Genomic DNA, 11,795 nt, shown 5'->3' with positions numbered 1-11,795 from the left:
GAAGACCAGCGGCTTGAGGGAGGCACGGGCCGTGTAGAGCGCAGCCGTGTACCCGGCCGGGCCGGAACCGATGATGATCACGTTACGGACGTCGCCCATGCGGTCAGCCCTCCAGCTGCTTGGCGTCGATCTCGGCGATCAGGTTCTCGATCAGGGCCTTGATCTCGTCGCGGATCGGGCGGACGGCTTCGACGCCCTGGCCCGCCGGGTCCTCCAGCTTCCAGTCGAGGTACTTCTTGCCGGGGAAGTACGGGCAGGCGTCGCCGCAGCCCATGGTGATCACGTAGTCCGACGCCTGGACGGCCTCGGTGGTGAGGATCTTCGGCTTCTGGTCCGAGATGTCGATGCCGACCTCGGCCATGGCGGCGACGGCGGACGGGTTGACCTGGTCGCCCGGCATGGAGCCGGCGGAGCGGACCTCGACGCGGTCGCCCGCGAGGTGGGCGAGGAAGCCGGCGGCCATCTGGGAGCGGCCGGCGTTGTGGACGCAGACGAACAGCACGGAGGCTGCGGGGGAGGTGGTCATCTCGCTCTTCCTCGGAGACGGGTGCCGCACAACACGACCGGGCGGAGGCGGTCGTGCCTACGGCACGGCCTTGCGGCAGTTGCGGTGTCCGCAGACCGGTTGCGCTGCAGGACTCGGCGGTCGGCTCGGAAGAGCCGCCGACACCGACAAACGTATCACCGCATGGTGATGTCAGTCGATAGTGATGTGAATGGCGAGGGTGGACGCTCGCGCCCGAAGCCCCGGACAGCCTCGGGTTCCCCGCCTGTCTGTGTATGCATCGGCTTGCCGGGCACCGGCCACACGGACTCAGCCGTGCCGGGCGAGCTTGACGGCGGAGACGAGCAGGATCACCGCCAACGCGGGGATGAGGACCAGGTCGGGAAACACCCCGAGGAGCAGGCCGCCCAGCACCGCGCCGACGATGGAGCCTGCGGCCATCACGGCGGTGAAGCGCAGGTTGGCGCCGAGGACGGCGAAGCTGCCGTCGCGGCTGTAGCGGGCGAAGGCCACCAGCATGGTGGGCAACGACACCAGCAGGGACAGGCTCCCGGCGGTCTTGATGTCGAGCGCGAACAGCAGCACGATCGTCGGGATCAGCAGCTCGCCGCCGGCCACGCCCATGATCGCCGCGACCACCCCGATGCCGAACCCGGCGACCACCCCGCCGGGCACCCGGGCCCATGGCGGGAGGTCGAGCGTGCCCAGGGTGGTGGTGTGCGTGACCAGCAGAGCAGCAGCCATGAGCACCATCAGCGCGGCCAGCACCTTGTAGAGGGTGGCGCTGCGCATCCGTATCGCCCAGCTCGCTCCGGCCCAGGCGCCCAGCAGGCTTCCGGCGAGCAGGTTGACCGCCACCGGCCAGTGCGCGGCCACCTGCGAGGCCGGCACCGCGGCGAGCCGGGCGGGCAGCGCGGTCAGCACGACGACCAGGCTCATCGCCTTGTTCAGGATGACCGCCGAGAGCGCCGCGAACCCGAACAGGCCGACCAGCAGCGGCAGGCGGAACTCCGCGCCGCCCAGGCCGATCATCCCGCCCAGCACGCCGATGACGGCACCGGCCCCGAACACCAGGGCCGTTGAGTGCGTCGAACGCTGTGGTACGAGGTCCGTGTCGATGGTCACGACAGGCATCCTCGCGGATCGCGACCACCGCCTGCTATGGCAGGTCCACCAAGAACAGGTCTGCCCCCGAAGCTGGGTCAACGATCCTCATCACTGCGGGCAGTGGGCTGCCCGGATCCCCCGGGCGCGCGTTCACTCAGCGGGCAGGGCGATGGGCACGACGGTGCCGTCGACGTCACACACGGCGGCCAGGGTGTTGTAGACGGTGCCGAACCGGCGCAGGTTCTGGTGCAGCAGGTCGATCCGGCGTTGAGGCTCGTCAGTGACCAGCCGCAGCTCGTAGGTGAGGGCGGTGAAGCGGGGCGGGGTGTCCTGGCGGCGGACCTGCACGTCGACCTCGGCACGGTGGTAGCGGAAGGGCAGCAGCCGACTGGAGCGTTCGACGTTCTTGAGCAGGCGGGCGGCAAGCAGGTCGGCTGGGCCCGGTGCGCCACTCGGGGCGCTCGCCCAGTAGACGGTCGGCGGCGTCGCGTCTTCCTCCGTCGCGGACACTCCGTTCGGCAGATCGGGAGCGATGCACCACAAGCCGTCCGACGAGCGATCGGAACCGCCCGTGCCAGGGCCCATGGCAGGCGCCTCAGTGGCCACGACCCGCATCAGCGGCATCGCCCTAGGATTCGGGACATGGACAGGATCACGCTGCCACACGGAAAGCCCATACCGATGACGACGCGGCGAACCCGCTGGCAGGAGGCGGGACAGAGCGGAAACTTCGGCAAGCGCTTCGCCGAACTCATCTCCGCCGGCGAGGACGTCGACGGCGAGGCCCGGCTCGCCGACACGCTCCTGCCGCGTGGTGCCCGAGTGCTCGACGCCGGCGCCGGCATGGGCCGGGTGGCCGCCGCACTCCTGCAACGGGGGCACGACGTGGTCGCGATCGAGCCCGACGAGGCTCTGGTCCGCCAGGCCCGGGAGACCTACCCCGGGCTGCCGATCGAGGAACGCGACATCCTCGACCTCGGCCCCGACGACGGCCCGTTCGACCTGGTCGTCTGCGTCGGCAACGTCATCGTCTACCTCGCCGAGGGCACGGAACGCAGGGCGCTGGGCGCGATGCGCGACGTACTCGGCGAGAACGGCCGGATCCTGGTCGGCTTCCACCTCCAGGACCCGCCGCCGCACGCCCGGACCTACACGGCGGCGGAGTTCGAAGCGGACCTGACCGCCGCCGGACTGCGCGTCGACCTGCGCGCAGGCACCTACCAGCTGCACCCCGCGAACGACACCTACGGCGTCTGGATCCTGAGCCGCGCCCAGGGCTGACCTCACCCCCCGGAGCCGGCACTCGACAGACGGACACCCGTCCGCAGAAGCGGCTTGGTACAGGGAGTCTTCGAGTGCCGGCCCTGAATCCGATCCGCCACAGCTGACACCCGCCCTTGAGAGGACGCAGTCGGCCTTCCGGGGGCAGCAGCACCATCGGCACAGCATTCAGGGCCGTAGCGGGCGGGCGTTCAAGAGCCCCCACTGCCCCCTTCTGCGGCAAAGGCCGGCTCGCCCTGCCGCTCACACGACGTGTGCCATCGTCGACACCCACCCGCACCGGCCGGTTCATCAAGATGCCCCGTCCCGCCGCACCCCCGTGTCCAATCCCGGGCGACCGCGGCAGCCCAGCCACACGCCGAGCACGAACGTCCGTGCCGGATGAACGAGACGCCCGTACCCAATCCCCGGCGGCGCAACAGTCCTTGCAGCGGCGGCACCCGCTGGCCGCTTGACGGGCGGACTCGGCAGCGGGCTTGGAAGTGCCGCCGACATCGACTAATGTATCACTACATGGTGATGTCAGTAGAGAGTGATACAAATAGCCCGGTGGACGTGCTGAAAGCCGTGGCCGACCCGCTGAGGATGCGGATCCTCACCCTGCTCGCCCGCGAAGCCCTCTGCACCAGCCACCTGGTCGAGGAGACCGGCGCCCGGCAGACCAACCTGTCCAACCACCTCAAGATCCTTCGCGAGGCCGGACTGGTCGACACCGAGCCCTGCGGCCGCTTCACCTACTACAAGCTCCGCGCGGACGCCCTGGACGGCCTCGCCAGTCTCCTCGGCGACCTCGCCGCCACCGCCCGCGCCAACACCGACTCGAAGAGGGCCTGCCCGTGACCCTCGCCAAGACCACCGCTCCCCCGGACCACCCCGAGGCCGGACTGGTCGGCAAGCTCTCCTTCCTGGACCGCTTCCTCGCACTGTGGATCCTGCTCGCCATGGGCCTCGGACTCGGCCTCGGCCGCCTCATCCCCGGCCTGAACGACGCCCTCGCCAAGGTCGAGGTCGGCGGCGTCTCGCTGCCCATCGGCCTCGGCCTACTGGTCATGATGTACCCGGTGCTCGCCAAGGTCCGCTACGACCGCCTGCACACCGTCACCGGCGACAAGAAGCTCATGGCCTCCTCCCTGGTGATCAACTGGGTTCTCGGCCCCGCGGTGATGTTCGCCCTGGCCTGGCTCCTCCTGCCCGACCTCCCCGAGTACCGCACCGGCCTGATCATCGTCGGACTCGCCCGCTGCATCGCCATGGTCATCATCTGGAACGACCTCGCCTGCGGCGACCGCGAGGCCGCGGCCGTCCTGGTCGCCCTCAACTCCGTGTTCCAGGTCGTCGCGTTCGGCCTGCTCGGCTGGTTCTACCTCGACATCCTGCCCGGCTGGCTGGGCCTCGCCCAGGACGGCCTGCACTTCTCCGTCGCCAAGATCGTCGTCAATGTGCTGATCTTCCTCGGCATCCCGCTCGTCGCCGGCTTCCTCACCCGCCGCCTCGGCGAGAAGAAGCTCGGCCGCGAAACCTACGAGCAGAAGTTCCTGCCGACGATCGGCCCCTGGGCCCTGTACGGCCTGCTGTTCACGATCGTGATCCTCTTCGCCCTCCAGGGCAAGACCATCACCAACCAGCCCGGCGACGTCGCCCGCATCGCGCTGCCGCTGCTCGCCTACTTCGCAATCATGTGGTTCGGCACCTTCGCCCTCGGCAAGGCCGTCGGCCTCGCCTACGACCGCACCGCCACCCTGGCCTTCACCGCCGCCGGGAACAACTTCGAACTCGCCATCGCCGTGGCCATCGCCACCTTCGGCGTCACCTCCGGCCAGGCCCTGTCCGGCGTCGTCGGCCCCCTCATCGAGGTGCCCGTCCTCATCGCCCTCGTCTACGTCTCCCTGGCCTGGCGCAAGCGATTCGCCCCGACCGCCGTCATCACCGCAGCAAAGGAATCCTGACCCCCATGCACTGCCTGGAGTGCCGTTCAGCAGACACGACCGGCACCGCCGTCGGAGTCTGCCGCGGCTGCGGCGCCGGCGTCTGCGCCGACCACGCCCGCACCGAGGCCGCGGCACTGCGGCGCGGGCCCGTACTCGGCCCGGCCGACAAGACGGTGGTCCGCCAGATCCTGTGCCCGCCCTGCACAGCACCCGTGGAATCCGGCGTGGGGATCCCTTCGTGACGGAAACGACCGATGTGGTGGTAGTCGGCGGCGGCCAGGCCGGGCTCGCCGCCGGCTACTACCTGCGGCGCGCCGGACTCGACTTCGCGATCCTGGACGCCGCCGAAGCGCCGGGCGGCGCGTGGCAGCACTACTGGGAGAGTCTGCGCCTGTTCTCCCCCGCCGCCTACTCGTCGCTGCCCGGCCGTCCCATGCCGGGCCAGTCCGGAACCGACTGGCCCGACGCCGATCACGTCGCCCGGTACCTGGCCGAGTACGAGAAGCGCTACGAGTTCCCCGTCCACCGCCCGGTCTCCGTCACCGAGGTGACGGAGACCTGTGGCGGGGGCCTGCTCGTCCACACCGACGACGGCACCTGGCACACCCGTGCGCTGATCAGCGCGACCGGGTCCTGGACCCGCCCCTTCGTCCCCGCCGTCCCCGGACGTGAACTGTTCAGCGGCCGCCAGCTCCACACCACCGGCTACCACCGGGCCACCGACTTCACCGACCAGCGCGTCGTGGTGGTCGGCGGCGGCAACTCGGGCGCCCAGATCGCCGCCGACCTGATCGGGCACGCGGCCGCCGTCCGCTGGGTCACCCGCCGCCCCGCCCGCCTCCTGCCCGACGAGATCGACGGCCGCGCCCTCTTCGAGATCGCCACCCGCCGCGTCACCGATGGCGGCCCACGCATCTCCGACCTCGGCGACATCGTCGCCACCGAACCCGTACGCGCAGCCCGCGACGCCGGACTCCTCACCGACCACCCCATGTTCACCGCCCTCACCCCCACCGGCCCACACTGGCCGGACGGCGAGGTCTGGCCGGCGGACACCATCATCTGGTGCACCGGCTTCCGCCCCGCCCTCGCCCACCTCGCCCCACTCGGCCTGCGCACCGGCGAACGAGGCCGGATCGCCACCGCCGCCACCCGCGCCGCCTCCGACCCACGCATCCACCTCCTCGGCTACGGCGACTGGACCGGCCCCGCCTCCGCCACCCTCATCGGCGTCGGCCGCACCGCCCGCCAGGCCGTCGCCGAGATCACCGACCTGCTGCGCTGACCGATCGCAGGAGATTCGGCCGCCGGAGTTCTGTCCGGCTCCACTCGCCGCCCAGGCCTGTCAAGCGCAGAGCGACGGGTGCTCCGACGCGCGTTGCCGCGTTCGGAGCAACGGACGGACTGCGCTGCTTGGCCGTGTCACCCCGTGGGAACGCGCGGCCCCGGCCATCGGTGACCGCCGTCGCCTCTTGTTGCTGCTCTGGTTCAGCAGCCGCACTCCTCACCACGCCATGCCTCGATGCCCTCGCGGACCGCGAGCCCGGCCACCAGCAGGCCGATGACCGGGTCGAGCCACCACAGACCGAACAGCGTGTTGGCGAGAAGGCCGACGAGGACGGCGGCGGCCAAGTAGGCGCACAGCAGGTTCTGGGTGCCCTCACCGGTGGTGGCCCCGGAGTCGAGCACCTTCCCCAGGCAACGCTTGGCCCGGCCCAGCAACGGCATCACTATCAGCGAGGAGACGGACAGCACGATGCCGAGCCAGCTGGTCGACGGGTGCTCAGCAGCCGCGAGCGTGGAGATGGCGTCATGGGCGATACAAGGGGCGAGCAGGCTACCAGCCCGCCGACGGGAGCTGGACCAGAACAGGACACCTCCGCGGACCGAGCCGATCGCGAGAGGGGCTGCCTGCCCCGATCACCGTGACTGCCCAGCGTTCACACTCCCGCACCCAGCCGTCCTGGGGTGTTCGCCGACGGCCGGCGCAGTGCCGGCCCTGCTCAGCCAGACCACGAAGGTGACGACGAAGAGCGCCTCCACGACCAGGGAAATCGGACCGTACGGAAGTTCCCAGCCGTCCTCGTGGTAATCCGGGAGTCCGACCGTACGGGACAACAGGAACCCGGCGATCATGCCGACGCTGGTCACCGCCCCGGCGAGCCAGGCGACGGCCGGCCGTCGCAGAGCCACCAGCGCGACCGCCACAACCAGCATCACCGCGCTCCCGACCACGAACAGGACGCCGACGTAGAAGCACTCCTCCAGATGCGAGGGCACCAGAACCAGGTGGACGACCGCGTTGGCCACAGCACAGGCTGCCGCAGTCCCCACCAGTGCGGTTCGGACCGTGCGAGAGATCATCACGACTCCGGGGATCACGCGGCTCCCCCGCCCGCCGCTCCTTCTCTGTCGCTCGCAAAGGCCGCGCCCCCATGGGTACGGTTCCCGCAAACCGAGCGTTCAACCGACCGGATACGGGTCAGCCATCCGCCCGTACAGGCCGACGAGCAACCACCCGCGGCGCACACTGGGAAGCGGCCGCCCAGCCTTCGATGCCAGGGCACGCCTCCGCCACCGCCAGGAGGTGCGATGCCACCCCGGACACGGCACCCGCTGTTCGCCCGCTTCTACCCGCGCGTCAACGCCTACGCTGACGCACACGGCGGCCTCGAACACCGCCGAGAACTGCTCGTGGACACCTCCGGACGCGTCCTGGAGATCGGTTGTCAAGAGTGCGCACACGCAGACAAGCGGCACACGCCCTACGACGGGGCCGGGGCAAGAATTTCTTGCCCCGGGCCCCGTGGTCAGGTCGGGCGTGTGGTGCCGGTTTCTCCACCAGCGTGCCGACGCTGCTGCGGGCCTTGTGCTGTCAGTTGGGCTTGCTGTTGGTGTCCTGGGGTGCGGCGGCGAGGGTGAAGGCGAGGAGGGCGGTGGCGGTGAAGTCGTCGGCGGATTCGACGGTCTGCCAGGCGCCGACGTGGTCCATGAAGCCGGCGCCGCGGCCGTCGAACGCGGCGAAGGGGTTGCCCTGGTTGGTCGGGCACGTGCGCATGGTGGGGAAGGAGTTGAGGTCCTTGAGCTTGTCTGCCGCGTTGGGGCCGTTGACGACGCCGCCGAAGAGGATGTCGCCGTCCCCGTTGAGGTCACCGGCGAGGTTGGCGGCCTGGTGTTCGGGGCAGTGCGGGAAGGTGGTTCCGGCGCCGATGACGAAGGAGGATCCCCACGCGTTGGCGCCCAGGGCCCAGTTGCGCTGCTGGGTGGCGAACGCGTCGTAGCGGGAGTCTCCAGTGACCTGGTGGTAGAGCCGGGCGGTAGCGGCCAGGCCGAAGGTGTGGGGCACGGAGTCGAAGTCGGTGTAGACGGCGCCGGCCCCGAAGGGGTCGTGGGCCGCGCGGGCGCTGCCGTCGTCGAGCTGGCGCTTGAGGTCGGCGGCGAGCTGGTCGTGTGTCACTTCGGTGCGGGCGGCGCCGTCGTCGAGCAGGTGGGCGAGGTCGGCGTGGGCGAGGGCGCTGACGTCGCCGAGCCCGAGGGTGCCAAGGCTGTCCGAGGTGATGTACTGCTTGGCCCAGTGTCCGGCCTGCCTGGTCCAGTCGGTCGTGCGCTTGTCCCCCAGGGCCTTGGCGGCGAGGGCGAGCTCGGCGGCGCCGAATTCCATGTCGTCCTGCCAGGACGCCTCGGGGTAGAAGCCGTGCGGGAAGGCAGTGACCAGTTGGTCGCCGGGGTTGGTGTCGGCGAGGGCGTAGATGTGTGCTGCCTTCTCGAGTTCCTCGTGGGCCCGTTCGGGGTTCTCGGCGGCGTCGAGCTGGGCGGCCAGGGCGAAGGTGGCGGCGACGCGCCCGGCGAGGTTCGGGCTGATCGGTTTGCCGGGCGGTGCCGCGCGGAAGACCGGCCGGTGCTTGATCAGGTAGTCGGGGTCACCGGGCTTCACGTCGAGGGCGTCATCGGCTTCCGGCAGGCGCCACACGTCGTGGTCGGAGCGGATCTTGCCGCTGCCGTCGGCGGTGTCGCCCTTGCCGAGCCCGACCTGGACGTAGAGGGTGCGCGACTTGTCGTCCCACATCTTGCCGAGCCAGTCCAGCCCGTGCCGTGCCTCGGCGGCCAGCTCCTGCCCGCCGACGGGGGTCGTGCGGTGCGCGAGCAGGAGACTCGCGGTGGAGTAGGAGGCGGTGTGGGTGAACTTGAGGAAGTCGCCGGCGTCGTTCCAGCCGCCCGAGACGTCGATCGGGCCCGCGACACGCTTGAGGGGCGCGGTCAGCACCGTCTCGTCGTCGGCGTAGGCGGGGGTGTCGTAGACCGTGGCCTGGCGGTCCGCCAGGTGGGACGGCTTGCGGCGCAGTTCCGTGGAGACTACGTCGGCGCCGTCGCGCTGGGCCTGGAAGAAACGGACGTTGTCCTGGATGAGCTTGCCGAAGAGGTCGTCCGCCGCGGCGATGCGGAACGTCGGGGAGACGGCGGTGACGGGCCCGGTCACCTCGACCCGGTAGTCACCGGGTTCGGTCAGAGGAGACAGGTCCAGGGTGTGGACGGCGTTGTACGTGCCGTTCCAGCCTCCGGCAGACGAGCCGACCTTGCCTTTCAGGACCTCCTTCCCGGAGGCGTCGAGGACCCGGAAGGACGCCTTGGACGCGGAGACGGAGGTCATCAGGTAGGCCTGCTTGGCCTCGCCGGGCGTGTAGCCGACCTGGTCGACGCGCACCACCGCCCGCGGAGCACCCGCAGCCAGGGAGTCCGCGCCCTGCGCGGACTGGACACAGTAGACCGCGACAACGGTGGCTGCCAGGCCGGCAGCGGTCATGCCGATGACGCGCTTACGCATACGGTTCTTTGCCATGCCCGCAGACTGTCAGCGGGTCCATGAGACGAACATGAGGCAGGTACGGGACCCCGGCGCCGCCTGCGCGAGTTCCCGCCGCCGCAGGCATACCGCCCCAATCACGACCACCCCGACGTTCGTGTCCTTTTCGACCACAGTAGGCTCGCCCGCCATGCGCGTACTTGTCCTCGAGGACGACCCCGAGCTCGGCCCCGTGATCACCCGCGGTCTGCGTGAGGCCGGCTTCGCCGTCGACTTCGCCACCGATCTCGCCGACGCCGACTTCAAACTCGCGGTCAACACCTATGACTGCCTGGTCGCCGACCGCACCCTGCCCGACGGGGACGCCCTCACGCTCCTGGCCGCCCAGCGCAAGGCCGGCGCCACCCTTCCCGTCCTGCTGCTCACCGCCCTCGACGCGGTCAGCGACCGCGTGGCCGGGTTCGAGCACGGCGCCGACGACTACCTCGTCAAACCCTTCGCCTTCGCCGAGCTCAATGCCCGTGTCCGCACCCTGTGCCGTCGCGGTCAGCCCGCGCGGCTGCCGGAACTGCGCGTCGGCACCCTGGAGCTCGACCTGCCACGCCGCAGGGTACGGCGCGACGGTGTACTGCTCACCCTCACCGCCAAGGAGTTCGCGGTCCTGGAAGTCCTGATGCTGCGCGCCGGAGAGGTGGTCACTCGCACCGAACTCATCGAACGCTGCTGGGACGAGCAGACCGAACCGCTCTCCAACGTCGTCGACGTCCTCATAGGCCAGCTGCGCCGCAAACTGGGCCCGCCCGAGCTCATCCTGACCGTGCGCGGCGCCGGATACCGGCTCGCAGATCCGGCCGCGGACCTGTGATGCCGCCCAGTCCCGCAATCGCACGCCTGCACCGCGTCCGGTGGGCAACGACCCTGCTCTTCGCCGCAACCACCGCCCTGTGCCTGCTGGTCCTCTCCGTCCTGGCCGTACGCACCGACGCCCAGTCCCGCACAAACGATCTCGACAGCGAGGTCAGCCGGCGGGCCGACGGCCTCGCCCGCACGCTCTACTATGACGACGGCGTCCTGCACCTCGACGCCCTGGCGGAGGACGACCTGGCCCTGAGCGCGGAGCGGCTCGCCGTCATCCAGGCAGCCGCGCCCGGCCGGCCCCAGATCCGTCACGCGCCCACCGCGCGCGCCGCTCTTCCCGACCAGTCCGGGCTGGACGACATCTGGAAACAGGTCGAGCACGACCAGGAGACCGTCTTCGTCGCCACCGAGGCCGGCGGCCGGGAGATCCAGTGGGCCGCCGCCCCCGTCTGGGACGGCGACAGGATCGGCGCCGCCGTGCTGGTCGGAGCCGACCCCGCGCAGAGCCAGGCCGCCCACGACCGCCTCGTCCGCTGGCTCACCCTTGGCTGCGCGGCCCTGGTGCTGGCCGCCGCCGCCATCGGGCACCTCCTGTCCGGACGGGCCATGCAACCCGCACTGCGCGGACTCGACCAGCAGGAACAGTTCCTCGCCGAAGCCGCACACGAGCTTCGCACCCCGCTGGCCACCCTGCGCCTGGTGGTCGAAAGCGGCAGCACCTCCCCCACCCGGGCGCCCGCCGCCCTCGACGAAGCGGTCCGCCTCATCGACCGCCTGGGCCGACTGGTCACCGGCCTGCTGGCCCGGGCCCGCGTCGAGGCCGGCACCCAGGAGATCGAGCTCACCCTGCTGCGACTCGACCAGCTGGTCGAACAGACCATCGAGGAACTACCGGACAGCGCCGGCGTCACCGTCATCACCGAGGCCACCATCGTCAACGGCGACCCCGAACTGCTCGCCCAGGCCATCCGCAACCTCGTCGAGAACGCGCTGCGGCACGGCGGCGGCACCCCAGTCGAGGTGAGCGTCGCCCCCGGCCGCATCGCCGTGCGGGACCACGGCCCCGGCGTACCGGCCAAGGACCGTACACGGGTCTTCGAACGCAGCGTCACCGGATCCGATAGCAAGGGAACCGGCACGGGCCTCGCCATCGTCCGCTGGGTCGCCGAACTCCACAACGGCACCGCCCGGCTCTCCCCCGCCTCCGGCGGCGGCCTGCTCGCAGAACTCCTACTACCTCCGCACACCAGCAGCTGACACAACCCGGCAAGGCTCGCCCTGGGTCATCTCACCCCACGTCTGCAGGGGTGCCGAG

The 11,795-nt window shown here is 70.7% G+C and carries 14 protein-coding genes; 7 read left to right on the top strand and 7 right to left on the bottom strand.

The annotated features are described in order from the left end of the window. The 4 genes from ACFU7Y_RS28890 to ACFU7Y_RS28875 form a co-directional block, all read right to left on the bottom strand. Positions 1-99 (bottom strand): FAD-dependent oxidoreductase (locus ACFU7Y_RS28890; RefSeq protein WP_380770143.1); only part of this gene is annotated, 99 nt, incomplete at its 3' end. Between the two features lie 4 nt (positions 100-103). Then, positions 104-526, bottom strand: coding sequence for an arsenate reductase ArsC (locus ACFU7Y_RS28885; RefSeq protein ID WP_224276431.1), 423 nt, complete (start codon positions 524-526; stop codon positions 104-106). Between the two features lie 288 nt (positions 527-814). Beyond that, the gene (locus tag ACFU7Y_RS28880; RefSeq protein ID WP_380770142.1) at positions 815-1,630 is read right to left on the bottom strand and encodes a sulfite exporter TauE/SafE family protein; all 816 of its coding nucleotides are present in this window, start codon (positions 1,628-1,630) and stop codon (positions 815-817) included. Positions 1,631-1,762: 132 nt separating this feature from the next. Then, complete coding sequence (locus tag ACFU7Y_RS28875) at positions 1,763-2,122, bottom strand: OsmC family protein (protein ID WP_380770141.1); 360 nt, start codon at positions 2,120-2,122, stop codon at positions 1,763-1,765. A 171-nt stretch (positions 2,123-2,293) separates the two neighbouring features. On the opposite strand from ACFU7Y_RS28875, the gene ACFU7Y_RS28870 reads away from it, so the two are divergent. From ACFU7Y_RS28870 to ACFU7Y_RS28850, 5 genes are all read left to right on the top strand, one after another. Continuing rightward, positions 2,294-2,893, top strand: coding sequence for a class I SAM-dependent methyltransferase (locus ACFU7Y_RS28870; protein WP_380770140.1), 600 nt, complete (start codon positions 2,294-2,296; stop codon positions 2,891-2,893). A 513-nt stretch (positions 2,894-3,406) separates the two neighbouring features. Beyond that, positions 3,407-3,733 (top strand): ArsR/SmtB family transcription factor, encoded by a 327-nt coding sequence (locus ACFU7Y_RS28865; RefSeq protein WP_380770139.1) that lies wholly within the window; start codon positions 3,407-3,409, stop codon positions 3,731-3,733. Then, positions 3,730-4,839, top strand: coding sequence for an ACR3 family arsenite efflux transporter (gene arsB, locus ACFU7Y_RS28860; RefSeq protein ID WP_224276425.1), 1,110 nt, complete (start codon positions 3,730-3,732; stop codon positions 4,837-4,839). The genes ACFU7Y_RS28865 and arsB overlap by 4 nt, the downstream gene beginning before the upstream one ends. A gap of 5 nt (positions 4,840-4,844) precedes the next feature. Beyond that, the gene (locus ACFU7Y_RS28855) at positions 4,845-5,063 is read left to right on the top strand and encodes a DUF2180 family protein (protein WP_380770138.1); all 219 of its coding nucleotides are present in this window, start codon (positions 4,845-4,847) and stop codon (positions 5,061-5,063) included. Further along, positions 5,060-6,106 carry an ArsO family NAD(P)H-dependent flavin-containing monooxygenase gene (locus tag ACFU7Y_RS28850; RefSeq protein ID WP_380770137.1) on the top strand — a complete coding sequence of 349 codons (1,047 nt, stop codon included), beginning with the start codon at positions 5,060-5,062 and terminating at the stop codon, positions 6,104-6,106. Before ACFU7Y_RS28855 ends, ACFU7Y_RS28850 begins: the two co-directional genes overlap by 4 nt. 203 nt (positions 6,107-6,309) lie before the next feature. Here the strand turns inward: ACFU7Y_RS28850 and ACFU7Y_RS28845 are convergent, their stop codons facing one another. The 3 genes from ACFU7Y_RS28845 to ACFU7Y_RS28835 all read right to left on the bottom strand — a co-directional run bounded on the left by ACFU7Y_RS28845 (position 6,310) and on the right by ACFU7Y_RS28835 (position 9,658). Next, entirely contained in the window at positions 6,310-6,627 is a 318-nt protein-coding gene (locus ACFU7Y_RS28845; protein ID WP_374119915.1) for a cation transporter, read from the bottom strand. A 114-nt stretch (positions 6,628-6,741) separates the two neighbouring features. Then, positions 6,742-7,185, bottom strand: coding sequence for a hypothetical protein (locus ACFU7Y_RS28840; RefSeq protein WP_380770136.1), 444 nt, complete (start codon positions 7,183-7,185; stop codon positions 6,742-6,744). A gap of 511 nt (positions 7,186-7,696) precedes the next feature. Further along, positions 7,697-9,658, bottom strand: coding sequence for a glycoside hydrolase family 9 protein (locus ACFU7Y_RS28835; RefSeq protein ID WP_380770135.1), 1,962 nt, complete (start codon positions 9,656-9,658; stop codon positions 7,697-7,699). Positions 9,659-9,812: 154 nt separating this feature from the next. Here ACFU7Y_RS28835 and ACFU7Y_RS28830 point away from each other — a divergent pair, with 154 nt between their 5' ends. After that, positions 9,813-10,487, top strand: coding sequence for a winged helix-turn-helix domain-containing protein (locus ACFU7Y_RS28830; protein WP_380770134.1), 675 nt, complete (start codon positions 9,813-9,815; stop codon positions 10,485-10,487). Next, positions 10,487-11,737: a sensor histidine kinase gene (locus tag ACFU7Y_RS28825; protein WP_380770133.1), complete on the top strand. Its 1,251-nt coding sequence runs from the start codon at positions 10,487-10,489 to the stop codon at positions 11,735-11,737. The genes ACFU7Y_RS28830 and ACFU7Y_RS28825 overlap by 1 nt, the downstream gene beginning before the upstream one ends. Positions 11,738-11,795 lie beyond the last annotated feature (58 nt).

It is taken from the genome of Kitasatospora sp. NPDC057542, from assembly GCF_042801945.1.
Taxonomy (GTDB): domain Bacteria; phylum Actinomycetota; class Actinomycetes; order Streptomycetales; family Streptomycetaceae; genus Kitasatospora.
The sequence above is the reverse complement of the archived record's forward strand: the minus strand, read 5'-3'. Positions and strand labels throughout refer to the sequence as shown.